The sequence below is a fragment of the Catalinimonas alkaloidigena genome (assembly GCF_900100765.1).
Classification (GTDB): domain Bacteria; phylum Bacteroidota; class Bacteroidia; order Cytophagales; family Flexibacteraceae; genus Mooreia; species Mooreia alkaloidigena.
In genome coordinates this window covers 307,772-333,392 of sequence record NZ_FNFO01000009.1, presented here as the reverse complement: position 1 = coordinate 333,392, position 25,621 = coordinate 307,772, and the positions used below count along the sequence as shown (strand labels likewise).

General features: G+C 56.3%; 24 protein-coding genes. 14 read left to right on the top strand and 10 right to left on the bottom strand.

All coding sequences use genetic code 11. From position 1 onward, the window contains the following. Positions 1 to 71: 71 nt before the first annotated feature. From BLR44_RS21245 to BLR44_RS21230, 4 genes are all read left to right on the top strand, one after another. The gene (locus BLR44_RS21245) at positions 72 to 1,100 is read left to right on the top strand and encodes a hypothetical protein (protein ID WP_089685877.1); all 1,029 of its coding nucleotides are present in this window, start codon (positions 72 to 74) and stop codon (positions 1,098 to 1,100) included. Between the two features lie 107 nt (positions 1,101 to 1,207). Next, positions 1,208 to 2,371, top strand: coding sequence for an FAD-dependent oxidoreductase (locus BLR44_RS21240; RefSeq protein WP_089685875.1), 1,164 nt, complete (start codon positions 1,208 to 1,210; stop codon positions 2,369 to 2,371). Between the two features lie 58 nt (positions 2,372 to 2,429). Further along, a complete protein-coding gene (locus tag BLR44_RS21235) occupies positions 2,430 to 3,437 on the top strand; it encodes a glycosyltransferase family 9 protein (RefSeq protein ID WP_410493107.1) in 1,008 nt (335 codons plus the stop codon). Between the two features lie 57 nt (positions 3,438 to 3,494). After that, positions 3,495 to 4,157 (top strand): DUF4412 domain-containing protein, encoded by a 663-nt coding sequence (locus BLR44_RS21230; protein ID WP_089685873.1) that lies wholly within the window; start codon positions 3,495 to 3,497, stop codon positions 4,155 to 4,157. A gap of 66 nt (positions 4,158 to 4,223) precedes the next feature. Here the strand turns inward: BLR44_RS21230 and BLR44_RS21225 are convergent, their stop codons facing one another. Next, entirely contained in the window at positions 4,224 to 4,835 is a 612-nt protein-coding gene (locus BLR44_RS21225; RefSeq protein ID WP_089685871.1) for a thioredoxin family protein, read from the bottom strand. A 109-nt stretch (positions 4,836 to 4,944) separates the two neighbouring features. Between BLR44_RS21225 and BLR44_RS21220 the strand changes: the two genes are divergently transcribed. From BLR44_RS21220 to BLR44_RS21210, 3 genes are all read left to right on the top strand, one after another. Next, entirely contained in the window at positions 4,945 to 5,979 is a 1,035-nt protein-coding gene (locus BLR44_RS21220) for a ligase-associated DNA damage response exonuclease (RefSeq protein ID WP_089685869.1), read from the top strand. Between the two features lie 48 nt (positions 5,980 to 6,027). After that, positions 6,028 to 6,873, top strand: coding sequence for a GNAT family N-acetyltransferase (locus BLR44_RS21215; protein ID WP_089685867.1), 846 nt, complete (start codon positions 6,028 to 6,030; stop codon positions 6,871 to 6,873). 138 nt (positions 6,874 to 7,011) lie between these two features. Next, positions 7,012 to 7,392 carry a hypothetical protein gene (locus BLR44_RS21210; RefSeq protein WP_089685866.1) on the top strand — a complete coding sequence of 127 codons (381 nt, stop codon included), beginning with the start codon at positions 7,012 to 7,014 and terminating at the stop codon, positions 7,390 to 7,392. Here the strand turns inward: BLR44_RS21210 and BLR44_RS21205 are convergent. Beyond that, positions 7,350 to 8,114, bottom strand: coding sequence for a hypothetical protein (locus BLR44_RS21205; protein WP_089685864.1), 765 nt, complete (start codon positions 8,112 to 8,114; stop codon positions 7,350 to 7,352). The genes BLR44_RS21210 and BLR44_RS21205 overlap by 43 nt on opposite strands. A gap of 238 nt (positions 8,115 to 8,352) precedes the next feature. On the opposite strand from BLR44_RS21205, the gene BLR44_RS21200 reads away from it, so the two are divergent. Continuing rightward, positions 8,353 to 9,849 carry a MocR-like pyridoxine biosynthesis transcription factor PdxR gene (locus tag BLR44_RS21200; RefSeq protein ID WP_089685862.1) on the top strand — a complete coding sequence of 499 codons (1,497 nt, stop codon included), beginning with the start codon at positions 8,353 to 8,355 and terminating at the stop codon, positions 9,847 to 9,849. Between the two features lie 55 nt (positions 9,850 to 9,904). On the opposite strand, the gene BLR44_RS21195 is transcribed toward BLR44_RS21200, so the two are convergent. Further along, a complete protein-coding gene (locus tag BLR44_RS21195; RefSeq protein ID WP_089685860.1) occupies positions 9,905 to 10,789 on the bottom strand; it encodes a carbon-nitrogen hydrolase in 885 nt (294 codons plus the stop codon). A 31-nt stretch (positions 10,790 to 10,820) separates the two neighbouring features. Then, entirely contained in the window at positions 10,821 to 11,852 is a 1,032-nt protein-coding gene (locus tag BLR44_RS21190) for an agmatine deiminase family protein (RefSeq protein ID WP_089685858.1), read from the bottom strand. Positions 11,853 to 12,092: 240 nt separating this feature from the next. Here BLR44_RS21190 and BLR44_RS21185 point away from each other — a divergent pair, with 240 nt between their 5' ends. The 3 genes from BLR44_RS21185 to BLR44_RS21175 are packed head-to-tail and all read left to right on the top strand — an operon-like array spanning position 12,093 to position 14,637. Then, positions 12,093 to 13,244 carry a tetratricopeptide repeat protein gene (locus tag BLR44_RS21185; RefSeq protein WP_089685856.1) on the top strand — a complete coding sequence of 384 codons (1,152 nt, stop codon included), beginning with the start codon at positions 12,093 to 12,095 and terminating at the stop codon, positions 13,242 to 13,244. A 2-nt stretch (positions 13,245 to 13,246) separates the two neighbouring features. After that, on the top strand, positions 13,247 to 13,780 hold the full coding sequence (locus BLR44_RS21180; protein ID WP_218127138.1) for a YfiR family protein: 534 nt from the start codon (positions 13,247 to 13,249) through the stop codon (positions 13,778 to 13,780). A gap of 59 nt (positions 13,781 to 13,839) precedes the next feature. Then, entirely contained in the window at positions 13,840 to 14,637 is a 798-nt protein-coding gene (locus tag BLR44_RS21175) for a TIGR02757 family protein (protein WP_089685853.1), read from the top strand. Positions 14,638 to 14,696: 59 nt separating this feature from the next. Here the strand turns inward: BLR44_RS21175 and BLR44_RS21170 are convergent, their stop codons facing one another. The 4 genes from BLR44_RS21170 to BLR44_RS21155 all read right to left on the bottom strand — a co-directional run bounded on the left by BLR44_RS21170 (position 14,697) and on the right by BLR44_RS21155 (position 19,953). Further along, positions 14,697 to 15,152 carry a DUF7832 domain-containing protein gene (locus tag BLR44_RS21170; RefSeq protein WP_089685933.1) on the bottom strand — a complete coding sequence of 152 codons (456 nt, stop codon included), beginning with the start codon at positions 15,150 to 15,152 and terminating at the stop codon, positions 14,697 to 14,699. A gap of 166 nt (positions 15,153 to 15,318) precedes the next feature. Then, the gene (locus tag BLR44_RS21165; protein WP_089685851.1) at positions 15,319 to 16,062 is read right to left on the bottom strand and encodes a YebC/PmpR family DNA-binding transcriptional regulator; all 744 of its coding nucleotides are present in this window, start codon (positions 16,060 to 16,062) and stop codon (positions 15,319 to 15,321) included. Positions 16,063 to 16,186: 124 nt separating this feature from the next. Next, entirely contained in the window at positions 16,187 to 17,062 is an 876-nt protein-coding gene (gene fabD / locus BLR44_RS21160; protein WP_089685849.1) for an ACP S-malonyltransferase, read from the bottom strand. Positions 17,063 to 17,145: 83 nt separating this feature from the next. After that, positions 17,146 to 19,953 carry a T9SS type B sorting domain-containing protein gene (locus BLR44_RS21155; protein WP_089685847.1) on the bottom strand — a complete coding sequence of 936 codons (2,808 nt, stop codon included), beginning with the start codon at positions 19,951 to 19,953 and terminating at the stop codon, positions 17,146 to 17,148. Between the two features lie 242 nt (positions 19,954 to 20,195). Between BLR44_RS21155 and BLR44_RS21150 the strand changes: the two genes are divergently transcribed. The 3 genes from BLR44_RS21150 (at position 20,196) to BLR44_RS21140 (ending at position 23,632) form a co-directional block, all read left to right on the top strand. Further along, positions 20,196 to 20,870 (top strand): succinate dehydrogenase cytochrome b subunit, encoded by a 675-nt coding sequence (locus tag BLR44_RS21150; protein ID WP_089685845.1) that lies wholly within the window; start codon positions 20,196 to 20,198, stop codon positions 20,868 to 20,870. A gap of 15 nt (positions 20,871 to 20,885) precedes the next feature. Next, entirely contained in the window at positions 20,886 to 22,817 is a 1,932-nt protein-coding gene (locus BLR44_RS21145; RefSeq protein ID WP_089685932.1) for a fumarate reductase/succinate dehydrogenase flavoprotein subunit, read from the top strand. A gap of 62 nt (positions 22,818 to 22,879) precedes the next feature. Next, positions 22,880 to 23,632 (top strand): succinate dehydrogenase/fumarate reductase iron-sulfur subunit, encoded by a 753-nt coding sequence (locus BLR44_RS21140; RefSeq protein WP_089685842.1) that lies wholly within the window; start codon positions 22,880 to 22,882, stop codon positions 23,630 to 23,632. Positions 23,633 to 23,695: 63 nt separating this feature from the next. Here BLR44_RS21140 and BLR44_RS21135 read toward each other — a convergent pair whose 3' ends face one another. Both BLR44_RS21135 and purD read right to left on the bottom strand, forming a co-directional pair. Further along, positions 23,696 to 24,259 (bottom strand): hypothetical protein, encoded by a 564-nt coding sequence (locus tag BLR44_RS21135; RefSeq protein WP_089685840.1) that lies wholly within the window; start codon positions 24,257 to 24,259, stop codon positions 23,696 to 23,698. Positions 24,260 to 24,332: 73 nt separating this feature from the next. After that, positions 24,333 to 25,619 carry a phosphoribosylamine--glycine ligase gene (gene purD, locus BLR44_RS21130; RefSeq protein ID WP_089685838.1) on the bottom strand — a complete coding sequence of 429 codons (1,287 nt, stop codon included), beginning with the start codon at positions 25,617 to 25,619 and terminating at the stop codon, positions 24,333 to 24,335. Positions 25,620 to 25,621 lie beyond the last annotated feature (2 nt).

The following is a 25,621-nucleotide window of genomic DNA, read 5'->3' as shown; positions in this document are numbered from 1 at the left end:
TTCGCAAAACCTCTGGTAAGTCTTTCGAGTTAATCAGGGAAAGTCATTCCCATACCTAACTCTTTTTTCTCATGACTTACTTTTCGCATACTTCTTTTTCGCGCCTGCTGGTGCTGGGGGCGCTGGCGCTGACCGCCTGCGACCCGGATCAGCTCTGGGATTACCTCGACACCCCCAACGGCGGGGAAAAAGCTCCCGCCCTGGTGACGTTCCAGCAGCAGGGCCTCTATCCGGAGGGGGTAGAATACGACACCGACCAGGATGCCTTTCTGGTGTCATCCCTGACGCAAGGCACCATCGGACGGGTCACGAACGAAGGCACCTACAGCCCGTTTATTGAAAGTGAACAGCTGATTTCGACCATTGGCCTGCACATCGACGCGCCGCGCAAGCGCCTGCTGGTGGCCATCTCCAATCCGGGGGTCAGCGTTCGGGCCAGCCAGGAACCCATCGGGCAATATGCCGCCTTGGGCCTGTATGATCTGCTGACCGGCCAGGAGATCAATGTCGTACGCCTGAGTGACCTGATGCCGGGCCAGCCCCACTTCGCCAACGACATCGCCGTCGATAACCAAGGCAACGCGTACATCACCGACAGCTTTTCCCCCATCATCTACAAAGTGACGCAAGCGGGCGAAGCTTCCATTTTTCTGCAGGACTCGACGTTCAGCACCCCCGCTGGTGCCTTTGGTCTGAACGGAATCGACTTCGATCCGCGTGGCGGCGGCTACCTGATCGCCGGGTTCTCGTACACCAACACCCTGTACCGAATTCCGCTGAGCAATCCGCAGGCCTTCGCGCCGATTGCCCTGGACGTGGCCATTCCTGCGCCGGATGGCATTACGCTGAGCAAAAATCACCAGCAGCTGATCGTGGTGGGTAACGCCGGCGGAACCGCACCCGGCAAAGTCTTTACGTTCGCCAGCCAGGACGGCTGGAAATCGGCAACCGCTACGGAGACCTTTACGAGCGATCCCGTTTTCCCGACTACCGTGGCACAACGCAAAAATCAGTTCTACGTCCTCTACGCGTACCTGAATCAACTTTTCGGGGGCGACCCCACGCACACCGAGTACCAGATCAAGCAACTGCCGTTTTGAGTCGTGACGACCGCGCTGATGTTCCCCGGTGTGTGCGAGACGCACCGGGGTTTTCTTTGGCCACAGTTGCCTCATTTCCCGTAGTTTCACTCCAATTTTCCTGAACCGTGTCTACGTACGATTACATTCTGGTGGGGGGCGGCATGGCCGGCCTGACCCTGGCGTATCATCTGGCCGAGCGAGGACTCTTGCGCGACCGCACCCTGCTGGTGCTGGAACGAGCGCCTAAAACGACAAACGACCGTACGTGGTGCTTCTGGACCCAAAAACCGACGTTATTCGAGCCCATTGTGTACCGCGACTGGCAGCGGGTAGCGTTTGTGAGCGAGACGTGGCACCGGATTTTACCGCTGGGCGCATACCGTTACCAGATGATCCGCGCCAGCGATTTTTACCGTTTTGCGCAGGAGCGACTGGCCCGCGAACCAAACGTTACGTGGCAGCAGGCCGAAGTGGTGCACGTGCAGGATACGCCCGACGGCGTGGACGTACGCACCGCCGACGGTACTACGCATCGGGGTCGGTGGGGCTTCGACAGCCGCTTTTCGCCCGGCGACGTAGTGCGCGACACGCAACGACGCCATTACCTGAGTCAGCACTTTAAGGGCTGGATCGTCGAAACGCCGCACGACTATTTCACACCCGACTGCCCTACCCTGTTCGATTTCCGTACGCCCCAGCGAGGTGTTATGCGGTTTATGTACGTCTTGCCGTTTTCGCCACGCCAGGCGCTGGTCGAATACACCCTTTTTTCGGCCGACCTCCTGCCGGAAGCGGCGTACGACGAAGCCCTGCACGCGTACCTGACGCAGGTGCTGGGCGTCACGGAGTACTCCATTCTGGAAGAGGAGAAAGGCATCATCCCGATGTGGGACCATCCGTTTGCGCGCAACGCCGGAGCACACGTGCTGAACCTGGGCACGCGCGGGGGGCTGACCAAACCCTCGACCGGCTACACGTTTTTACGCGCCCAGCACGACGCACAGCGCATCACCGACGCACTCGTGCAAAACAACCAGCCATTTCACGGGTACCAGGCCCCGGCCCGCTACCGCACTTTCGACACCATGCTGCTGCAGATCCTCTACCGCCACGGCGAACGGGCCGCCCCCATTTTTACGGACCTGTTCCGCCACAATCCGACCGAGCGGCTGTTGCGTTTTCTCGACGAAGAAACTTCTTTCGGAGAAGACCTGCAGGTGATGGCGTCCGTGCCACCGTGGCCGTTCATCCGGGCGTTCTGGCAGGCCAAAATCCGTCAAAAAGTGTAACGTCCAACGTTTGTATTGCCCTCAGGCTTTACTTTTACGGCCTCAACAGGCTATACCCTTGAAGATCCTCATCATTCGCTTTTCTTCCATCGGCGACATCGTCCTGACCACGCCGGTGATCCGCGCCGTTAAAAAGCAGGTTCCTGACGCTGAAGTTCATTTCTGTACAAAGAAGCAATACGGGCTGCTGGTGGAGGATAATCCGTACGTCGACAAAGTACACCTCCTGGAAGAGAAACTGGAGCCGCTGGTGCAACAGCTCAAGGCCGAACGGTTCGATTTCCTGATCGACCTGCACCACAACCTCCGGACCTGGCTTATCAAACAACGGCTTGGCGTGCCTTCGCGAACGTTCAACAAACTGAACCGTGAAAAGTGGCTCTACGTCAACCTGAAAATCAACCGCCTACCGCACGTTCACATTGTGGACCGCTACCTGGAAGCCGCCCGTCCGCTGGGCGTAGTACCGGATGAAGAAGGGCTCGACTACTTTATTCCGTACCGCGACGAAGTAGAGCGCGACTGGCTGCCGGAAACGCACCAGCAGGAGTACGTGGTGTACGCCATCGGAGGGCAGCACAACACCAAAAAGTTGCCCGTCACCCGCATGATCGAACTGTGCGACAAGATCAACAAGCCCATCATTCTGCTGGGTGGGCCGGAAGATCGCGCCAACGGCGAAGAGATCACCCGGTTCTTCGAGCGCCATGCCCAATCGGCCAATTACGAAGAAGGGCTGCGCGAGCTCAACAAAAAGTCGCTGGTGTACAACGCCTGCGGGCAATACAACCTGAACCAGTCGGCCTCGCTGATCAAAGGCGCGCGCGCCGTCTTTTCGCACGATACGGGGCTGATGCACATTGCGGCGGCATTCCAGAAACCCGTGTATTCCATCTGGGGCAACACCACCCCGCTGTTCGGCATGTACCCATACCGGACCCGTTTCGTGGTGTTCGAAAACAACCGCCTGGCCTGCCGTCCGTGCTCCAAAATCGGCTATAGCAAGTGTCCTAAGGGCCATTTCAAATGCATGAACGACCTCGTCTTCGATTTTTACATTCCGTAAAATCGGCGTATCTTCGGCAGATTCTCAACATCGAGTGTTACGTAACTTCTTATTCTCATGAAACTTATCCGCTATGGGTTCCTGCTTCTGTTGATTGGGCTCGTCAGCTTCGCGCACGCCCAGGATTTTGAAGGCCGGATCAACTATTCGATCAAAGTTTCGGGTAGCAATGCGCAGCAGCTGGCCGCCATGATGCCCAAATCGTACGATCTGCAAATGAAAGAGGGCAAAGTCCGGATGAAGTCCGACGCCGCCATGATGAACGACGTGCTAATGCTGAACGACGAGCGGGTATCGTACCTGATGCTTCCTTCGCAGAAAAAGGCGTTCCGCATTAAAATGCAGGACCAGAACGACCAACAGGAAAACGTTTCGGTCGAAAAGACCGACGAGACGCGCAGCATTGCGGGCTACAACTGCAAGAAATACGTGGTTTCGGTGAAAGACCCGCAGTCGGGCGTTACGCAGAAGCAAACGATCTGGGCGACACCGGCGCTGCAACTCTCGAAAATGCAGGGAAGCACCGGGGGCATGAACATTTTCTACAAAGACATTGACGGCACCCCGCTGGCCATCACGATGGAAACGCCCATGTTTTCGATGGAGATGACCGCGACGAACGTTTCGAAAGAGTCGGTTCCCGATGCGGTGTTCACCGTTCCCAGCGAATACAAGGTAGAAGATTTCGATCCTGCCATGCTGCAAGGCATGGGTCGGTAACAAATCGCGCCACAAAAAAAGCCCGCTTTGCCAATGCAGAGCGGGCTTTTTTTGCGGCTACGTTCTTCAGGCGCTCAACGCCTTCACCAATTCCAGCAGTTCCTGTTGCGTCGTCTGGGTGCGGTCTTTGGCATACCAGCCGTGCAGCCGTTCAGAAAAGGCCTTGTAGTCACCGTCGCCGTGGGCTTTGAACTCCCGCAACATTTCCTGTGCCGGGGCGGGCTTTGGTCCCCAGGTGGCCACCACCGCGCCGTCGGAATCGCGAAGGCAGATCAGCTTGGGAATGGAGCGCCCGCCGTTGGTCAGAAACTGATCCATCAGGTCCAGATTTTCGTCGCGCAGCAGCAGCTTGAGCGTGATGTGGGGCGACGATTCCGCGATTTTATAAAACACCGGAATCACCTGCGCGGCATCGCCACACCACGCCTCCGTGAGTACCAGCCACGTGTACGATTCGGACAGTTGCAGCAACGTCTGCCGCAGGTCGTCGTTCAGCACCGTGGTCCGGTCCAGGCGGTTCATGCGGTGTACATTCAGTTTGGTATAATCAATCTTGGTGGGGGAATGGTCGGGGCCCGTCGTCTTTTCGTCTTCCAACAGGCGGTCGATCAGGGCGCGGTACTGTTCGTACGAAAGCGCCGTTTCCAGCTTCGCCGGCGTAAGCAGCGTCTCCATCATAAAGCAAAATCAAGTTTCGTTCCGTAATAATACCTCGGTTTCGTCATTTAGGTTCACGTCTCAGGGCCTTTGCCGACAACCTTAGAGGGGCCTCGGCAGTTAAAGTCCTATGGCCCACCGCTCTCTTCTGGAATTTACCGACCGCGGCATCTACTGCGCCGCCGGCGATTTTTACATCGATCCCTGGCAACCGGTCGACCGCGCCGTGCTGACGCACGCCCACGCCGACCACGCCCGTCCCGGCAGTCGTCTTTACGTAGCGCACCACCACTCGCAACACATCCTCCGCCTGCGGTTGGGAGAAGACATAAACCTGGAAACGGTTGACTATCAGGAAGAACGTCTGATCAACGGCGTACGCGTCTCGTTGCATCCGGCCGGACACATCCGCGGCTCGGCGCAGGTTCGCATTGAGTACAAAGGCGAAGTCTGGGTGGTGTCGGGCGACTACAAAACCGAACCCGACGGCCTGATCGAAGCCTTCGAGCCGGTCCGGTGCCATTCGTTCGTGACGGAATCGACGTTCGGGTTGCCGGTGTTTCGTTGGCAGCCGCAGGAAGAACTCAAAGCCGAGCTGAACCAATGGTGGCGCGAAAACAGCGCCCACGGCGTGGCCAGTTGTCTGTTTGGATACGCCCTCGGCAAAGCACAACGGCTCCTGGGCATGCTCGACCTTTCCATCGGACCCGTGTGGGTACACGGAGCGGTATTCAACGTAAACGCTGCGCTGCGGCAAGACGAAATGGCCCTGCCCGAGTTTCCGCGCATTACGGGCGACCTGAAAAAAGATCAGTTCCGGCAGGCGATGATTGTGGCGCCTCCCTCGGCGCTCAACACGCCGTGGATGCGCAAATTTGCCCCGTACGCAACCGGGCTGGCTTCCGGCTGGATGGCGATGCGGGGGGTACGGCGGCGGCGGGCGGTCGATCGTGGGTTTGTCCTCTCCGACCACGCTGACTGGGACGGACTGCTGGAGACCATTCGTGCTACCGAGGCCGAACACATCTACGTGACGCACGGTTACAAGGCCACACTGGCCCGCTGGCTTCGCGAGCAAGGCTGGGACGCCCACGAGGTGGATACCCTCTACACCGGCGAGCGCGACGAGGTAGAGGCTGCTGCCGAAGCCGAACTAGAAGGGTAAGCCCCTGAAACCCGGCACGGTGGTTGGCAATGTGCTAATTTTGCAGCTATGCACTGTCAAAGTTTAGTCGACGTGCCGCTCGATGAGTTGCATGCAACGTTTCTGGAAGCGTTTTCCGACTATTTGATTCCCATGTTTCCGTCTACGGAACGCTTTGCCCGTAAGCTGAAGGCCGATGGTTTCGATCCGGCCTTGTCTGCCGGCGTAATGGTCGACGGCCGTCTGGCGGGTTTTATCCTGAACAGCATCGGCACCTGGCAGGGAAAGAAAACGGCCTACAACGGGGGCACCGGAGTCGTCCCCGCCCAGCGCGGACGCCATTTTACGCAACTCATGTACGAGTGGCTTCGCCCCCACTTGCAGGCAGCGCATGTAGAACAATGCCTGCTCGAAGTGCTTACGCCGAACCTGCCCGCGTTGCGGAGTTATAAAAACAGCGGCTTTCGTACGGAGCGGACGCTGGCCTGTTTTCAGGGCTGGGTCCAACCACCTGCCCAGCTGCCTTCCGGCGGCAAAATCGAGGCCTTGTCCTTCGACCGCTGGCCTACCCTAGCCGCCTGGCAAGCGACCCCACCGGCCTGGCAAAACCACGCCGATGTGCTGGTCCGTGCGCCCGATCAACGGGAAATCTGGGGACTTTATCACCAAAACGATCTGATCGGCGGAGCGATGTACATCCCTGAAACCAATCAGGTAGCGCAATTGGCCATTCGGCCTGACCGACGGCGCCAGGGCTGGGGCACGTTCCTGATGTTGTACCTCGGGAGTTTGCGCAACGAACCGCTCCGGGTATTGAACGTAGACCGCCGCCATCCCGACGCCATTTCGTTTCTGGAAAGCCTTGGTCTGACGGTTTTCATCGATCAGTACGAAATGCGGCTCACACTCGCGTGAATCCATAGGGCGCCCGCTTCGAGGCCAACCGACGCCCCTGGAACCATACCGGCCCCGTTGCACTTCAAGTCCGATTTTTATACGCCCGACGCCGCACACCACGCTACGGTTACGTCTTTCCGAAAAACCCCTCCCTCCATGAAGCACGTTTTCTACGTTGCCGTGCTACTGGCTCTGTGCAGTGGCTGCCATGCGCCGACGCCCCAGCCCGAAGTCTGTGGAACGCCAAACCCGATGGACGAGTTGGCGTGGCTGAACGCGAGACGCGAGACGTGGCTGGCGCAAGAAGCAGATCCCGGACTCACGATCTGTTGGGTCGATTTCAAGGGGCAAACCGCCATCTGGCTCTACTCCCCTATCTTCAGCTCGTTTCCGAACTTGTATACCTGCAGCGGCGAACTCATTGAAGTGACGCCTGACGATCAGGAAGCAATGGACCGTTTTTCCCGGATGCTTCAGAACAAAACGATCTGTCATCACTTGATCTGGGCTTCGCCCAATGCTTCCTTTTGCAAATAGTCGGCGTAGTGCGGCTCGGTCGGCGGCGGTAGCTCCTCCGACAGAAGGTGCAGTTGCCCCGCCTCCATAAACATCACGCGTTGCAGGCGCTTGCCTTTGGCTTTGACCACAAAATGGTACGTGCCGTCGGGCAGATCGGCCAGTTGGAACCGTCGGTTATAGGCCACCTGGCGACTATTTTCCTCGTAGAAGACCTTGCCTTTGTCGTTGCGGAGTTGCAGAAACACCATGCGCTGTAGCGGATTTTTCATAAACACCTGCAACACCGCGGGTCCTTTGCGGACCACCATGCTCAGGTCGACGGGCCTCTCGGCCGCCTCCAGGTTTTGCTTGGTCGCGGCCACTTCATTTCGAAGCGCTTCGGCAGGAAGCGTACGCAACGAACGCAACGGCAACTGTTGCAAGGCCTTCGTTTTCACGGCATTGGCTACCAGGTGTTGCTGTAACATCTGGGCAAGAAGCGCATCCAGATGCGCGCGATTCTTCTCGGTCAGGTCAATGTATTGCCCCCAGAGCTTCTCCTCGTACAGCAGTTGCCGGTCTTGGTCAAAAAATGCGACGGTGGTGTAGCGCCCTTTCGGATTGACGGACACTTCCCAGTAGCCTTTGTCGGGCACATACTGCGAAGTCGGTAAACGAGGTTGGGCAAAAAGATAGAAACTTTGAAGCCAGAGCGTTGCCGAGAGCAAGCCGGCTACCAACGGACTGTATAGCAATTTCATAATGGCAAACGATTAGGGTTGAAGAACGGGGATTTGGTGCACCAAAATTGAAACCTCGCCTTCGGCCACAACACCCGATTCTTGCGGTTTTGTCGGCCGAAAAAGCTGGAATTCCTCGCGATTTCTTTGCAAATTTGGCTCAATAATGGCCACCTAAAAAGAGCCATTATTATACTATTTCATAGGGCCATTACCAGATCCTCCTATCGTCACCTTCTTCCAACCTCCTTCTCATCTCATGAGCAAAAGCGCACCACAAATCGATCTGCCGGGCCTCCGCCTCGACCGCGACCGGGATTGTCCCCTGCACCAGCAGCTGTACGCGTTTCTGCGTACGGCCATCGAAGAGGGACGCCTGCAACCCAACCGCCGCCTACCCGCGACGCGCACGCTGGCCTCTGAGTGGGGCATCTCGCGCAATGTGGTCATGCTGGCGTTTGAGCAGCTTTTACTCGAAGGGTACCTCGTTGCAAAAACCGGATCGGGCACCTACGTAGCGCCCCAAAATCCGACGTTGTTGCCCGAACAACCTTTGGTGGTACCGACGCCACAACGCAACCGCTTGCCGAACCACACGGCTTTTCAACAAGCCATTCCTCAGCACACCGGCTGCTTTGTGCCAGAAAAGTTTGTGCCCTTCCAAACGTCGGTTCCTTCACTGCGCGACTTTCCGTTTCCCGTCTGGAGTCGCCTGGCCGCGCAGGTTTATCGTGAGTTGCACCTGTATCATCTAAGCTACGGCAACCCCGCCGGCTACCTGCCGTTGCGCGAAGCCATTGCAAAATATGTGCAGGTCAACCGGGCGGTGCGGTGCAGTCCTGAACAGGTCATCATCGTGCAGGGCACACAGCAGGCGCTTTACCTGGCGGGCGCGCTGCTCTTGCGGCCGGGTGACCCGTTCTGGATGGAAGATCCGGGCTATGCCACCGCACGTACCATTCTGACGGCCGCCGGGGGCGTTGCCTGTCCGGTACCGGTTGGGCGGGAAGGGATCGATCTGGATTTTGCGATTTCGCAGTACCCGGAGGCGCGAGTGGCGTACGTAACCCCTTCGCATCAATATCCGATGGGCGGCACCCTGCCCTACCCCACCCGCAAATGCCTGTTACAATGGGCCGAACAGCACGAGGGGTGGATCATCGAAGACGATTACGACAGCGAATTGCGCTATTCGGGCAAACCGCTGCCGTCGCTGCAAGGGATGGACCAGGCCGGGCGGGTGGTCTACATCGGCACATTCAGCAAAACGCTGTTCCCGGCGCTCCGGATGGCCTATTTGATTCTTCCTGATGCACAGACCGCGCACGCGTTCACCCGGGGCAAGGCGCTTCTGGATCAGCAAAGTCCGCTCGTAGAACAGCTGATCCTCACCCGTTTTATGGAAGAGGGGCATTTCGAACGACACATCCGCCGCATGCGCCAACTCTACAGCCACCGGCAGGCGTTGCTGGCTAGCCTGTTGGAAAAGCTACCGGCGCTGCAAACGCTCACCAGCTCCGATGCAGGGATGAACCTGCTAGCCTGGTTACCCGAGACGGTGAACGATCAGGAGGTATCTGCCATGTTGGCGCAACACGGGATTGTCGCGCCAGCATTGTCCAATTACACGCTGCAACACCGGCAACCGCCCGCGCTGGTATTAGGCTATGCCGCTTTTACCGACCAGCAGATTACCAAAGCCGCCGAGCGCCTGGCCGGAGCCTTTGCCCAATGCGAACTACTGGCCTCTGCATAAAAAAGGGCTGATGCTCAAAAGCGTCAGCCCTTTTAACTCGTGGCTTGTGGGTTGGTTACACAAGAAAACGCTGGGTGATGTCCTGGTAAGCGTCGATCCGGCGGTCGCGGAAGAACGGCCAGATGCGGCGGACATTCTCGCTGCGCGTCCGGTCCAGTTCCACCACCATATTCTCTTCCTGATCGCCCGAGGCAACGGCCAGCAGTTCGCCCTGCGAACCCGCCACGAAGCTGTGCCCCCAGAACTGGATGCCTTCGGTGATGCCCGAGAAATCTTCTTCAAAACCGACCCGGTTCACCGCAATCACCGGAATGCCGTTGGCGACGGCGTGACCGCGCTGCGAAATTTCCCAGGCGTCGCGCTGGCGGGTGTGCTCGCTGAATTCGTCCTTCCGGTCCCAACCAATGGCCGTCGGGTAGATCAGCAGATCGGCTCCTCCCATCGCCATCAGCCGGGCAGCTTCTGGATACCACTGATCCCAGCAAACCAATACGCCCAGCCGTCCGACCGACGTTTCGATCGGATGGAAGCCCAGGTCGCCGGGCGTGAAGTAAAATTTTTCGTAATAGGCCGGATCGTCGGGGATGTGCATCTTCCGGTATTTTCCGGCGATGGACCCGTCGCGCTCCAGCACCACGGCCGTGTTGTGGTACAAGCCGGGAGCCCGCCGTTCGAACAACGACGTTACCAGCACGATGCCCAGTTCTTTGGCCACCTCGCCGAAACGCTGCGTCGATTCACCCGGAATCGGCTCCGCCAGATTGAACATCTCGACCGACTCGGCCTGGCAGAAATAGATGTTGGTATGCAGTTCCTGTAGCACGACCAGTTCGGCCCCGCGTGCCGCACACTCGCGAATGCCCGCGATGCTCTTTTCGATGTTGTGGTTTTTGTCGCGATTACAGGCCTGTTGTACCAGACCTACTTTCAGTGAAGTCATAAATCAGAATAGAAATAGGGTTGTCCGAAGATCACTTGAAGTTCAATACGCCCGTCGGATACTGCATGGTTACGCAGTGGAGCGAGCCGTGTTGTAACACCAGTGGTGAACAATCAATTCCAACGACTTCGTGATCCGGAAAGATTTCCTGTGTGATGCGCAACGCTTCCGCATCCTGCGGCACGTTGTACAGCGGCAGCAGCACGGCCTCGTTCAAAATCAGGAAGTTCGCGTACGTTGCCGGCAGGCGTTGCCCCGCTTTGTCATAGACCGCATCGGGCCACGGCAACGGCACCAAGCGGTAGGGTTTTCCGTCTGCAGTGCGGAAAGCCTGTAGCTCGTCCTCCATGCGCCGGAACGATTCGTAATGAGGATCGTCGGGCTGATCGCAGCGTACGTAGGCGATGGTCGTCGGATCGCAGAAGCGAGCCAAGGTATCGATGTGGGCATCGGTATCGTCTCCTTCCAGACTGCCGTGTTCCAACCAAAGCACCCGCGACACGCCCAACCAATGTTTCAGCTCCTGCTCGATTTCCTGCTGGCTGAGATGCGGATTTCGGTTTGGCGAGAGCAGACACTCGGTCGTAGTCAGCAGCGTTCCCTGCCCATCCGATTCGAGCGATCCGCCTTCCAGCACCAATCCGGGGCGGCGTAAGGTTGCCTCGCCAAATAGACCGTGTGCATGCAAGCGGCCGGTCAGCAAATTGTCGGCATCGGCCGCAAATTTCAGCCCCCACCCGTTGAACATAAAGTCGAGTACAACCGGCTTGCCCTCTTCCAGTACCGTAATGCCGCTGTGGTCGCGTGCCCAGGTATCGTTCGACGGCAGCTCCACCAACCGGACGCGTGCGGGATCGCAATGGGCCAGCAGCGGCGCTACCTCGGCCACTTTATCGCACACGACCAGCAGCGACTCGTGTTGGCTGATTGCTTCGGCGATGCGGACGAAGCAAGGGATGACCTGCGCCAGATCGGCGGCCCAATCGCTGTTTTTGTGCGGAAATGTCAGCTGCACGCCGCTTTGTGGTTCCCACTCGGCCGGGAAACGAACGGAGTGATTCATAAGCATTTACAAAGTTTTTATCGGGCCGCAAGCTCGTAAGATTACGCAGCAAATGAAACAGGCTCGCGACAGGATTCACCTTAAATTTGCCGTATTGGCCTGTAGTCAATTGTAACTCAGGGCCTTTCCGAAAGATCAAAGGGACTTCAGCGGCCAGCACAGTCCCGACGTTACCCGGTTATGATGGTTCGAAACCTCCGTATTTACCGTTGTTCGCTAACTTGTCTGCTATGGCTGACTATGCTCTGGTATGGCGGCGCACTCGTGCCGGTACAGGCGCAAGTGCTGCTCATCGATCAGGCCGAAACGCTGGTGCGGCAAAAGCGGTTGCCGGAAGCACAAGAAGCGATCGAGCAAGTCATTCGCCATGCGTCGACCGAGGGTGATCCGCGTGCCTGGTACACCCGCGGTTACATTTACAAAGAATTGTTTCTGACTGCGCCCGATTCGGCTCAGCGTGACCACTTCCGGCAGACGGCCCTGGCGTCGCTCGACATTGGCCTCCAGCTGGACCGGAACGGACAGTACAACAGCCGTCTCCACGAACTGCGCGATTACATCCACGTGACGTTGTACAACGAATCGGTCGATGCGTTCAACCAACAGGAATACGCTCAGGCCAAAGACGGATTCACTAAATTTCTGGGCCTCCGCCAGTCGCTTCCGCACGACGAGCTCTACGCCGAAGCACTCTATCAACTCGGTTGGTCGGAGTCATTGCTGGGGGATCGCCAACACGCACTGACCCATTACCAGGAAGCCCTGGCAGCCGGACATCAGAATCCCTATTTGTTTGAAGATCTGGCCATTTTGCTGGAAGACGCCGGCAAACGCTCGGAAGCGCAACGGCTGGTGGAAGCGGGGCTGCGCCTTTTTCCGGACGCACCTAATTTGCGTGTCGCACGCATCAACTTCCTGCTCGACGATGCGGAATATGCGGGTGCGCAGGCCGAAGTCGATTCTTTATTACAGCTGGAGCCCAACAACGCCGAGATCCTGCTGGTGGCCGGAACGGTCTACGGGAAACTTCAGGAAGCCGACACCCTCCGCTGGGAACAATGGTATACCAAACGGAAGCGCATTTACGAACGCGCCCTGAGCGTAGATCCGGTCGATTTTACGGCCAATTACAATTTGGGCATTGTGCTTTACAACCGGGCGGTCGACCTCATTACCGGTCAGAGTTACGACTTGGAGCTGGAAGAACTGTACAAAATTCTGGGACAAACCACGGCACTGTTCAAAGAAGCGCTGCCCTACATCGAAAAAGCCAACCACTTGCAACCCGATAACCGCAATACACTCCGGGCCCTGGAAGGCATTTATTACTGTCTGAACGAAAAAGATAAATCCAAAGCCATTCGCAACCGACTCGAGGCGCTGGAACGATGAAGATGCTGTTACGTACAATACTCGTTCTATTCTTTTGTGCGTCGGGCTTCTGGTCATGCCACGCGCAATCGACGCGCGATTTCCGCGCGGCCGAACGGCGCGTGCAGAGCATTTTCATCTCCAACTTCACACGTTACATCCAATGGCCGGAAGGCGCCAACCAGGGAACCTTCTGCATCGGCTTTCTGGGAACCAACCACCTGCAACAGGAAGTTGAGGCGATGGCAAAAACCAAAACGGTCAACGGTCGCCCGATGCGCGTAGCGCAGTATGGGCAGCCCGGCGAAATTCCGGAACAGTGCCATATGCTGATCATTTCGCCGGAAAATAGCCACCAGTTGGCCGAAGTGCTGCGGCGCACCCGTGGCAAGCCCATGCTCATCGTGACCCAAAAAGACGGCCTAGGCAAAGCCGGTAGCCTTATCAACTTCATTTCGATCGATGGGCAGCCTACGTTCGAGGTGAATGTAGGGGCCTTGGAGCAAAATCAGTTGCGCTGCGCACAACAACTCCTGCGGCAGGCCGTGTTGCCCTGACCCGGTTCCGTAACTTGCGGCCGGTGCTCTGCGCAGCGCGGCACCAAAGACCGTACGTTATGCACTTCTCTTCCCCTCAACTTAAGGCGTTTCTGGACGCCAAAGCCGACGAATACAATACGCCCCGGTTCATTCCTCACGACCCGATTTCCCTGCCTCATCGCTTTACCAAGCTTCAGGACATTGAGATCATCGGCTTGTGGGCGGCGGTGCTGGCCTGGGGACAACGCCCGACGATTTTGCGCAAGGGCGCAGAACTGATTGAATTGATGGATGGTGCACCGCACGATTTCGTACTACACCATCAGGAAAGCGACCTGAAACGCTTTTTGCAGTTCCGGCACCGGACCTTTAATGCCACCGACACGCTGTATTTTCTACTGTTTTTCCAACATCACTATCGGACTCACGCGTCGTTGGAAAGCGCATTCAGTCAGTTTTTGTCGCCCGATGCACCCACGGTCGAAGCAGCATTGGTCGGTTTCCATCGCTATTTCTTTCGTTTGGAAGAAGCGCCTGACCGCACCCGCAAGCACATTGCGACACCGGCCCGAAACTCGGCCTGTAAACGCCTGAACATGTTTTTGCGCTGGATGGTACGACACGACGACCGGGGAGTGGATTTCGGGCTGTGGCGCACCATTACGCCCGCCCAGCTTGTATGCCCGTGCGACTTGCACGTGGACCGGATTGCCCGGCGCCTGGGCCTGATTACGCGCAAACAGACCGATTGGAAAACGGCGCTGGAATTGACCGAGCGGCTACGGAGCCTGGATGCGGACGATCCGTGTCGGTACGATTTTGCTTTGTTTGGTTTGGGGATTGAGGAGCGGTGGGGTCAGCAGCGGATCAAATAAAAAGTCCGCGCTACTTTTCAGTACCGCGGACCCACACACTGACTACCTAAACCTATACACTATGCAATTAAACTCTTCCAATGTTGGTACTGTACGGAGATGCGCGCTGACATCACCTCGAAGTTCTCCCAGCTGTCTTCAACGTGATAGACCGAGGGTAGCCCCTTCTGCAACACCGTACGATAATCTTTTTCGTAAAGACCTCCTCCGTAATAGTAATACGTAAAGCGGTTTCCTTCCGGCGTGAACAAATCACTCCCTAAATGGCCATCCCACAGTTCGCTTAACACCGCACAACTGATTTGACGTCGCTGAAAACGATACATCTGCGTAGCGCCTTCGTCTTCGAAATATTCGCTGAACAAATCGTTGTTGATAATCCACCCCAGGAAAATCCCGATGTGCACATACGCCTGTTCAATGGGTAGGTTATCAGGAAAATTACCCGTAAAATGGCTTCGTGCCTGATCGTAAATCACGACTTGTGTCTCGATAGCAGAAGCGTTTTGGTTCATGAGTAGGTCTTTGATTTGAAACAAAGGTAGTAGGCTAAACCGCACTATACCTGTGATTTAGCTCCATTACCTTACAGCGGAGCGAAAGCCTGCCTATGCACACAAAAACGCCTGGCACTGTGATCAGTACCAGGCGTTTTCGGTAGTAACCAGCGCGGTACCTCCGTTACAGATTTGCCATCTGCTCTTCGGTTACTTCCAGGTTATGGTATACTTTCTGCACGTCGTCGTCGTCTTCCAAGGCGTCGATCATCTTCATGACTTTAGCGACTTCTTCATCGTCCAACCGCTTGGTTGTGTTGGGAATACGCTGAAGTTCAGCATTTTCGACTTCTACCTCACGTTCATCCAGAAACTTCTGTACACTGCCGAAGTCGTCCATTGCACAGGTCACCGTCACATAGTCCTCGTCAAATTCTACCTCTTCGGCCCCGGCATCAATTAACTCTAATGTAAACTCGTCTTCGTCTGTATTTTCTGGTGTCTTAAAGGTAAAAACACCCTTCCGATCGAACAAGAATTGCAGCGATCCGTTCGTCCCCAGGCTGCCGCCATTTTTGGTAAAAATCGAACGCACGCTCGAGACCGTCCGGTTGGTATTGTCGGTGGCACATTCTACGTAAACAGCCACGCCAAAAGGACCATACCCTTCGTACGTCGGCTCCACGTAGGCATCCCCGCCTTCGCCAGCCGCTTTTTTAATGGCCCGATCAATGTTGTCTTTCGGCATGTTGGCCCCTTTGGCGTTCTGGATCGCCAGGCGCAACCGTGGGTTGCTCTCCACATCTCCCCCGCCCTCGCGTACCGCAACCGAAATTTCTTTAATCAGCTTGGTAAAAATCTTTCCACGTTTCGCATCCAGCGCCCCTTTTTTGCGCTTGATCGTCGACCATTTACTATGTCCGGACATAACAGGTTGTATTTGAAATGTTGGCTGTAATCACCTTGCAAATTACGAAAAAGTCCAGGAAGCCTCCTAGAAAACGAAGCCCAAAATCAGCACCTGAGCGCTTCCAGCGGGCGATTGTCCCGGTTTAGACACCCATAACTTCCGACTCGCGGCTGATCTTTTTTACCAGCCCCTGCAGTACCTTGCCCGGTCCGCACTCCACAAAAACGGTGGCACCGTCTGCAATCATGTGTTCGACGCTCTGCGTCCACCGCACGGGGGCAGTCAGTTGGGCAATCAGGTTTTGCTGAATCGTGGCCGGATCGGTCGACGGCTGCGCGTTGACGTTTTGATAAATGGGGCACCGGGGGGACGAAAACGCCGTTTTTTCGATGGCTTGTGCCAACTCGGCGCGGGCCGGTTCCATCAGCGGTGAGTGGAAAGCACCTCCTACCGGCAAGGGCAGCGCACGTTTGGCGCCGGCTTCTTTCATCTTTTCAATGGCGATTTCGATGCCCCGCATCGAACCGGAGATCACCAGTTGTCCAGGACAGTTGTAATTGGCCGGCACCACGACTTCGCCTTCAATCGAAGCACAAACGCGCTCAACGGTTTCGTCGTCCAGACCTAATACGGCGGCCATGGTAGAGGGGTTGATTTCACAGGCTTTCTGCATGGCCAGCGCTCGCTGGTACACCAGTTGCAGGCCATCCTCGAACCGGATTGCGCCGCAGCTTACCAAGGCCGAAAACTCGCCAAGCGAATGCCCCGCCGCCATGTCCGGTGCAAAGTCAGGCAACACGAGCGCCTGCACGACCGAATGCAGAAAGACCGCGGGTTGGGTCACTTTGGTCTGTTTCAGGTCTTCGTCCGTCCCTTCAAACATCAGGTCGGTAATGCGGAAGCCCAGAAGTTGGTTGGCACGGTCAAAGAGTTCGCGTGCCTCGGCAGACGACTCGTATAGGGCTTTGCCCATTCCGGGAAACTGCGAGCCCTGGCCGGGAAATATGTATGCTTTCATGGTGATGCGGTGGTTTTTGGGCCGCAAGTTAACGCCTTAGGGGTCAGGCCCCAAACGATCAGCCCTGCGAACCCTCCGCCGGCCTAACGCGCAATCTGCACCCAGCCTTTGAAGACACGCTGCGCTGAGCCTTGCGACAACTGCTTGAATTCCACCTGCGCTACATAAAAATACGTCCCGACCGGCAACCCGCTTCCGTCCCACCGGATGTCGAGGTACTCGTCGCTGGCGAACACCTCTTTGCCCCACCGGTTGTACACTTTAAAGTCCACCCGCTCAATCAACCAAGGCGTATAGCACTTTGGCACAAACAACTCATGGATACCTTCCCCATTCGGTGTGAAGATATTGGGTAGCTCGTAGGCTATACAGTCGAGCGTACTGCATACCCGATTGCTGGCGGGACTTTCGTTGCCTGACTCATCGACGGCACGCACTTCGTAACAGCCGGGCCGGGCCCCTTCCGGATCGATCCACTCTTGTACCGGTGCAGTCACTGTGGCCAGATATTGCAGCGAGTCGCCTTCTTGGGCGGCATAGTAGATACGGTAAGCACGTACGGTGCTATCGCAAGCAATACCATCCAATTCGTCAGGGTAAGTCCAGGTCAGGCGGTTTTCGCCCCGGTTAACCGGAAACTCTTCACCTGGCCCAATACATTTTCCGCAGGTATCGATTAACGTTAACACGGGCGGACAAGGGCGCACCGTATCACGTGGCGAACTACAGGCCTCCTGGGAGTTGTTGAGCAACAGCTCTGGCTTGATCAGAGGATTGTTGTAAGTGCCACGCGTTTCTACATAATAGCAGTATTCTGTTCCCGTTTCCAGAGGCTGGTTTTGATACGTTCCCCGGTCGACATAACGATACGTACCGGCACTCACCAGCACCGAGTCGATGAGCTCGAACGCTTGCGTGGTGTCATTTTTTCTGTAGATGCGATGGTACTGATTGTCGTTGTTCCACGGCACCAGCCCTACCCACGTCAGCGTCAATGACTCGATATCCGGCGTAATGGTCAGGCGTACGCTGGAAGCCAGGGAAGAATCCAGCAGTTGGTTGTTGGCATAGAACAGCAACCGATAGCGATAGGCCAGATCCAGGGTATTGAGCACATTGGCCGCACTGCCTTCATCCGTATGGGTTGTATCAAGCAGGTTCTCCGTGCTGTACAGCAGCGTAAAATCGGTGCCCTGCGCTCCGGTAGCCCGATACAGTTCGTAGCGATACGGGGGTGGGTACAGTGTGGAATCCAGCTGTTGAGGACTAGCCCATTGTACTTGAATAACGCCTTCGACGGCGTCGGTGCTGTCGACCGAGACTTTGGTCAATACCGGCACATCCAGATCCAGCGAAGCGCAGACCTCATCGCTGGCGATGGATAATCCGCCGCGTGGCTCCGGAAAGACGGCTACCAGCACGTAACAATAGTTGACGCCCTTGTTTTCAATGTCGTTGTCGATGTAGGAAGTAACTCCGACGGGCAATGTAGCCACCGGCACATACCCCGAAGAGGCCGGTACGCCCGGCTCGCAGGGATAACGCTCAAACGGGAACGACCCTTCACGACGGTACACCACAATCGATTGGGCATTGGTACAGGCGTAGCTGTCCCACGTCAATTCGATCTGTCCGTTGACGGCTTCTGCAAACAAGCCGGTAGGGGGCGGACCCAATACCGTAATCCGCAGGGTCTTCAAATCGCTCAGCCCCACGCCCGGGTTGGGGATGTCAGTAGCGGTGAATAGCACTTCGTACGGTAAGCGGCGTACGTCCTCGCAATCGGTATACCACGTAAACAGCCCGTTTGCCGGATCGGGCGCAGTCGCCTGCGGATTGTTGGCTTCGAAAAAAGCATCTCCGGGATCGGTCACCAAAGGCCCCCCCGACGCAAACAACGTCACCTGATCGTCTTCCGGATCGGTCACCGTGACGTAGTTCAACAACGTATCGCCCGCAATCACACACGTGTCCAGCGTCGTCACCACATCGGGTGGGTTGTTGGGATCGTCTTCCACCAGAATCTGCATATCGCGCACCACGTAGCCGATTTCCCGGTATTGCCCGTTGCGGTCTTTGCGCCACTCCGTTACCTGAAACGCCACATTATGCTCTCCCACGACGCCCTCCGCACTGGGCACATCCCAGATCAAATCGCCCGCCGCAATGCTGTCGCTGCTCACCGGAGTAGAATAAATGGTAAAAGTAGAAGGCCCGGTTCCGTCTTCGTTCACCCCGTTCCAACTGGGATCATCGGGCCACTTGAAGGCCGGAAGTTCTGCAACCGGACTGCCTGCCACAGGGTTTTCCTGATAATAGCGTGGCGTCACCAGTTTATACGAAAGACTATCGCCATCGGGGTCGGTGGCGGCCGGATTGTGTTTATAGAGCCGGTTCAGCGCCGCCCGTTCCAACGGAGGGTTGTCGAAAATCGGGGAATTATTGATGTCGATACTCGGGTCTATGATGATTTGGGTCTCCACATAAAAGCTGTACATGTCGGAGGCACCATTCCCAAAGTTGTTGACCCCACGGTTCCGATTCTGCACAACGGCACGTGCGGTATAGCGGCCGGGGGCATCGTACACGTGCGTATAGGTATACAACCACTGTTCGGTATTCGGATAGATCTCTTGCGGGAAAGCCGTCACCACCACATGCTCTTCGCCCAGGGTAATGGCGTCCGTCAGGTTGCCCGGATAAAACGACAGGTCCTTGAGGTCGATCCCGGTTACATCACGGTAGATATAGATGTAAAACGTCCAGCGTAGTTGGTCTTTGGGATCGGGGCGCGCAATAATCTCCCCAGCGCGGACGTGGGTCGCTGTGGCATGGTGCGAAACCATAGCGGCCAAGCCTACGAAGAACAGAAACAGATAAAACTTTCGCATAGATATAGATGGAAGAGGCAAGCTACTAGGAAGATAACGAGCAATCTCCCGAATTTGTGCAAACCAAAGCTAAAGATTTGTAAAGTGCCAAATCACGAGAGATTAAGAAAGTAGCCGAGGGATCAGGACCTATTTATAATTGTTCAAAATAGCAAATTACAGATTGTTTGCTATTTGTTCCGCCTGTACTTTTGGCTGGTTTTAGTATTTACCTTTTCTCTTCCGAAGAAGCCCCACATAATATGACCTGGTTTACCAGAGCTGTGACAAGTTCCATCGGCCAGAAAGTGCTGATGTCGCTTACTGGTTTGTTCCTCGTTTCGTTTCTCTTCGTACACCTTTCCGGCAACTTTCTCCTTTTTGCCGACGACGGCGGCCGCGCTTTCAACGAGTACTCCAAGTTTATGACCTCCGCGGCCATCATCCGCGTGATGGAAATCGTACTCCTGCTCGGCATCGTCCTCCACGTGTACACCGCCACTACCCTGACGCGTCGCAACGCGCAGGCGCGGCCTCAAAAGTACGCCTATACCCAGCCTTCGCCGGGCGTTTCGTGGTTTTCGCGTAACATGGGCATTTCCGGCTCCATCGTGCTGATCTTTCTGGTCATCCACATTCAGAACTTCTGGTACCGCTACAAGTTCGGGGAACCGGGCGTAGATGCCTGGGGCAACCGCGACATGTATACCCTGGTAGCTACCACGTTTCGGGTAGAATGGTGGTACTCCATCCTGTACATCCTGGCGATGGTTCTGCTGGCGTTTCACCTGAATCACGGGTTTCAAAGCGCTTTCCGGACGTTGGGCTTAAACCATCCGAAGTACTTGCCAGTTATAAAAGGGACCGGCACGTTTCTGGCGATTTTATTCCCCATAGCGTTTGCCGTGTTTCCGATCTACTTCCTGTTTTTTAATTGATTGCTGCACTCTACCATGAAGCTGGATTCTCATATTCCTGAAGGCGCGATTGCCGAAAAGTGGACCAACCATAAGTTTAATGTCAAGCTGGTAAACCCTGCAAACAAACGGAAGTACGACATCATCGTGGTCGGTACCGGTCTGGCGGGTGCATCGGCAGCCGCTTCGCTGGCGGAACTCGGCTACAACGTCAAAGCGTTTTCGTTCCACGATAGCCCACGCCGGGCACACTCCATTGCCGCGCAGGGGGGCATCAACGCCGCCAAAAACTATCAGAACGATGGCGACAGCGTCTACCGTCTCTTCTACGATACGGTGAAAGGAGGCGACTACCGCTCGCGCGAAGGCAACGTATACCGGCTGGCCGAAGTGTCGGTGAACATCATCGACCAATGCGTAGCACAAGGAGTGCCCTTCGCCCGTGAATACGGTGGCCTGCTGGCCAACCGCTCGTTCGGAGGGGCGCAGGTATCGCGTACGTTCTACGCCCGGGGCCAAACGGGACAGCAACTTCTGCTGGGTGCCTATGGCGCCCTGAACCGGCAGATTGCCAACGGCAAAGTCAAGATGTATACGCGGACCGAGATGCTCGACCTGGTGATGGTCAACGGGCAGGCGCGCGGCATCGTGACACGGAACCTTATTACAGGCAAGATCGAAACGCACGCCGGACACGCGGTGCTTCTGTGCACCGGTGGGTACGGCAACGTCTTCTATCTGTCGACCAACGCCATGAACTCCAACGGATCGGCGGCATGGCGGGCCCACCGCCGGGGCGCCTTGTTTGCCAATCCGTGCTATACACAGATCCACCCGACGTGTATTCCGGTTTCGGGAGCGTACCAGTCGAAACTGACCCTGATGTCGGAATCGCTGCGAAACGACGGACGCGTCTGGGTGCCGAAGAAAATCGAAGACGCTGAAAAAATCCGGAAGGGTGAGCTGAAGCCGGAAAACCTGGCCGAAGACCAGCGCGACTATTACCTGGAACGGCGCTATCCTTCGTTCGGTAACCTGGTGCCACGCGACGTGGCGTCCCGCAACGCCAAATACGTTTGTGACGAAGGACGCGGTGTGGGCAAGACCGGCCTGGCCGTTTACCTGGATTTCGCACAGGCCATCCAACGCGACGGCCTCGACACCATCTCGGCCAAATACGGCAACCTGTTCGAGATGTACGAGAAGATCACCGGCGAAAATCCGTACAAAACCCCGATGCGCATCTACCCCGCCGTACACTACACGATGGGCGGTTTGTGGGTCGACTACAACCTGATGACCAACATTCCGGGTCTGTACGCGTTGGGTGAAGCCAATTTCTCAGACCATGGTGCCAACCGCCTGGGGGCGTCTGCCCTGATGCAGGGCCTGGCCGATGGCTATTTCGTAATTCCCTACACACTGGGCGATTATTTGGCCAAAGTGGGTTGGGAGAAAGTTTCGTCCGACCACCCGGCCTTTAAAGAAGCCGAACAAGGGGTACGCGACAACATTCAGAAACTGTTGAGCATCAACGGTACCAGCACCGTCGACGAGATTCACAGGGAACTGGGGCTGATCATGTGGGAATACTGCGGTATGTCCCGGAACGCCGAAGGCCTGAAAATTGCCAAACAGAAAATCCGTGAGTTGCGCGATAAGTTCTGGACGGACGTCAAAGTGCTGGGCACCAACGAAGAGATGAACGTAACGCTGGAAAAAGCCCTGCGCGTCAGCGACTTTCTGGAGTTGGGTGAACTGATGGTGGAAGATGCCCTACAACGCAACGAATCGTGCGGTGGTCACTTCCGGGAAGAGTACCAGACCGAAGAAGGTGAGGCCAAGCGCGACGACGAAAACTTTGCGTTTGTGGCCGCCTGGGAATACAAAGGCCCGGGGCAATCGGAGCTTCATAAGGAAGACCTGACCTTCGAAAACGTGAAACTCACCCAGCGTAGCTATAAGTAAATTGAACATTGCAGATTCCACACGTGAAGTGGGCAATGGTGCTTTCTAATTGATAATCGACTATGAACCTCACGCTCAAAATATGGCGTCAGCCAAACGCCCAGTCTGAAGGAAAAATCGTGACGTACCAGGTAACCGATATCAACGACGAAATGTCGTTTTTGGAGATGCTGGACGTTTTGAACGAAGCGTTAGTGAAGAAGGGGGAAGATCCGGTGACGTTCGACCACGACTGTCGCGAAGGAATTTGCGGTGCTTGCTCGCTTTTCATCAACGGACGCCCCCACGGACCGCAGCAAACCACAACGTGTCAGTTGCACATGCGGAGCTTCAAAGATGGCGATACCATCTGGATCGAACCCTGGCGCGCCAAGCCGTTCCCCGTCGTGAAGGATCTGATGGTCGATCGTTCTGCCTTCGACCGCATCATGCAGGCGGGTGGTTACATTTCCGTCAATACGGGCAGCGCACCCGACGCCAACGAAATTCCAATTTCTAAAGTTATTGCCGATGAAGCGTTCAACGCAGCGACGTGCATCGGGTGCGGTGCGTGCGTAGCCGCTTGCAAAAACGCTTCGGCGATGCTGTTTACAGGGGCTAAGATTTCGCAACTGGCGATGCTCCCGCAGGGCAAACCCGAGAAAAAAGCGCGTGCAGAAGCCATGATTGCTCAGATGGATGCCGAAGGATTTGGGGCGTGTACCAACACCGGCGCGTGCTCGGCAGAGTGTCCGAAAGGCATCACGATGGCCAACATCGCGCGCATGAACCGCGAATTTTTCGCTGCAACGCTGACCTCAGAAAATATGCAGTAAGCTCAGCTTCTTACAAGCTGCACCACATAAAAGGGTAGATCCGACAACGGGGTCTACCCTTTTTTAATGCAGACCTTCCCGAAACGAATACGGAATTAGCTGAGGACGCACCTCCTGACGATAGAACCGCCGGTCACCGTTGATGCGAAAAGCGGGCTTCCGCCCGATGGTGATCAAAAGCGAGCCCGTCATGCCGCCGACCAATGCGCCTGCCATGCCGCCGTACACCAGGCGGTCATTGGCCGAAATGGCTTCGTTGTCGCCGGGCCAGGTGAGACCCTGTTGCTGATAGGCCAGGTACCCGCCTACGCCCATTCCCACCAGACTCGTGAGCAGAACTGTCAGTCGTCCGTAACCACGCCGTTGTACACGCAGTTTCTGAATATCGTCGACGTCAATTTTGAAACGCTGCGGATGCGTCGCGGAAAAATGGATGCGGCGGCTCTGGGTCGGAATCAGCAGAAGCCCACCCCGATCGGCACTGAGCAACAGGCCGTCCACCTTTTGGCGGTTGGTCAGCTTCACGAGGGCTACGTAAGGACGCTGGTGACGGTAGTCAGCAGGTTGTGCCCATGCTGCGGGGATCACCCACAGGAGCAACAGGACGGAAAGGAAAAGCGCACGCATCGGAAGGAAACGAAAGATTGTTCCTGAAGTTACGCAAATTGCTTCGGATGCGCTGGCTCTCGTTGCGCTGACGTTACGCCAGCAAATCCAGTCCGATGTCTTTGCGGTAGTACTTGCCTTTCCAGGTAATGGCTTCGGCCGCGGCATTCGATTTTTCCAGCGCTTCGGGAATGCTGTCGCCCAGGGCCGTTATGCTCAGCACCCGTCCGCCGTTGGTCACCACCTCTTCGTTTTCGTTCTGGCGGGTGCCGGCATGGAACACCAGTGTTTGCTTCAGCCCTTCCAGGCCCGAAATCACATCCCCTTTTTCGTACTTCTCGGGATAGCCTCCCGCCACCAACATCACGGTAGTGGCCGTGCGCGGATCGACCTCCAACGTAATTTCATCGAGACGTTGTTCGGCAACGGCTTCCATTACCTCAACCAGATCGTTTTTCAAGCGTGGGATCACCACTTCCGTTTCCGGATCGCCCATGCGTACGTTGTATTCGATCACGTACGGATCACCGTTTACGTTCATCAGACCGATGAAAATAAAGCCGCGGTAGTCGATACCCTCCTTTTTCAGTCCGGCCAGCGTCGGTTGAATGACGCGCGTTTCTACCTTACCCAGAAAGCCGTTATCGGCAAACGGAACGGGCGAAACGGCTCCCATTCCACCGGTATTAGGGCCGGTGTCTTTTTCGCCGATGCGCTTGTAATCCTTGGCTTCGGGCAGAATCCGGTAGCTTTTTCCGTCGGTCAGGACGAAAACCGAGAGTTCAATCCCCCTCAGAAACTGTTCGATCACCACTTTGCTGCTGGCATCGCCGAATTTGCGGTCTACCAGCATTTCCCGCAGCGTGTCCTGTGCAACGGCAACCTCGTCCGTGATGATGACGCCTTTCCCGGCGGCCAGTCCGTCGGCCTTCAGCACGATGGGCGGCGTTTGCTGCGCTACGTACGCCAGCGCTTCGTCGAGTTGCTCGGCCGTGAACGTTTGCGAGGCAGCCGTCGGAATCTGGTAGCGTTGCATGAACTGTTTCGAGAAATCCTTGCTGCCTTCCAGTTGAGCACCGGCGGCATCGGGCCCGATGATGCCCACCCCACTCAGGTTTTTGTGCTGCTGAAAGTAGTCGCGGATGCCTTCGACGAGCGGTTGCTCCGGCCCCACGATCAGGAGCGTAATTTCGCGCTCGAAGCAAAATTGGCCGAGCTTTTCAAAATCAGTGGCGGCTATGCTGACGTTTTTAGCGATCTGCGACGTACCGGCGTTACCAGGGGCAACGTACAGGTTTTCGCATTGCGAGCTTTGAGCGAGTTTCCAGGCCAGCGTATGTTCGCGACCGCCGCTGCCTACTACCAGAATGTTGTGCTGCATAG

Coding starts and splice junctions, on each gene's coding strand:
- BLR44_RS21245 (WP_089685877.1), top strand. CDS start 72: ATGACTTACTTTTCGCATACTTCTTTTTCGCGCCTGCTGGTGCTGGGG.
- BLR44_RS21230 (WP_089685873.1), top strand. CDS start 3,495: ATGAAACTTATCCGCTATGGGTTCCTGCTTCTGTTGATTGGGCTCGTC.
- BLR44_RS21225 (WP_089685871.1), bottom strand. CDS start 4,835: ATGATGGAGACGCTGCTTACGCCGGCGAAGCTGGAAACGGCGCTTTCG.
- BLR44_RS21220 (WP_089685869.1), top strand. CDS start 4,945: ATGGCCCACCGCTCTCTTCTGGAATTTACCGACCGCGGCATCTACTGC.
- BLR44_RS21215 (WP_089685867.1), top strand. CDS start 6,028: ATGCACTGTCAAAGTTTAGTCGACGTGCCGCTCGATGAGTTGCATGCA.
- BLR44_RS21210 (WP_089685866.1), top strand. CDS start 7,012: ATGAAGCACGTTTTCTACGTTGCCGTGCTACTGGCTCTGTGCAGTGGC.
- BLR44_RS21205 (WP_089685864.1), bottom strand. CDS start 8,114: ATGAAATTGCTATACAGTCCGTTGGTAGCCGGCTTGCTCTCGGCAACG.
- BLR44_RS21200 (WP_089685862.1), top strand. CDS start 8,353: ATGAGCAAAAGCGCACCACAAATCGATCTGCCGGGCCTCCGCCTCGAC.
- BLR44_RS21195 (WP_089685860.1), bottom strand. CDS start 10,789: ATGACTTCACTGAAAGTAGGTCTGGTACAACAGGCCTGTAATCGCGAC.
- BLR44_RS21190 (WP_089685858.1), bottom strand. CDS start 11,852: ATGAATCACTCCGTTCGTTTCCCGGCCGAGTGGGAACCACAAAGCGGC.
- BLR44_RS21185 (WP_089685856.1), top strand. CDS start 12,093: ATGCTCTGGTATGGCGGCGCACTCGTGCCGGTACAGGCGCAAGTGCTG.
- BLR44_RS21180 (WP_218127138.1), top strand. CDS start 13,247: ATGCTGTTACGTACAATACTCGTTCTATTCTTTTGTGCGTCGGGCTTC.
- BLR44_RS21175 (WP_089685853.1), top strand. CDS start 13,840: ATGCACTTCTCTTCCCCTCAACTTAAGGCGTTTCTGGACGCCAAAGCC.
- BLR44_RS21170 (WP_089685933.1), bottom strand. CDS start 15,152: ATGAACCAAAACGCTTCTGCTATCGAGACACAAGTCGTGATTTACGAT.
- BLR44_RS21165 (WP_089685851.1), bottom strand. CDS start 16,062: ATGTCCGGACATAGTAAATGGTCGACGATCAAGCGCAAAAAAGGGGCG.
- fabD (WP_089685849.1), bottom strand. CDS start 17,062: ATGAAAGCATACATATTTCCCGGCCAGGGCTCGCAGTTTCCCGGAATG.
- BLR44_RS21155 (WP_089685847.1), bottom strand. CDS start 19,953: ATGCGAAAGTTTTATCTGTTTCTGTTCTTCGTAGGCTTGGCCGCTATG.
- BLR44_RS21150 (WP_089685845.1), top strand. CDS start 20,196: ATGACCTGGTTTACCAGAGCTGTGACAAGTTCCATCGGCCAGAAAGTG.
- BLR44_RS21145 (WP_089685932.1), top strand. CDS start 20,886: ATGAAGCTGGATTCTCATATTCCTGAAGGCGCGATTGCCGAAAAGTGG.
- BLR44_RS21140 (WP_089685842.1), top strand. CDS start 22,880: ATGAACCTCACGCTCAAAATATGGCGTCAGCCAAACGCCCAGTCTGAA.
- BLR44_RS21135 (WP_089685840.1), bottom strand. CDS start 24,259: ATGCGTGCGCTTTTCCTTTCCGTCCTGTTGCTCCTGTGGGTGATCCCC.
- purD (WP_089685838.1), bottom strand. CDS start 25,619: ATGCAGCACAACATTCTGGTAGTAGGCAGCGGCGGTCGCGAACATACG.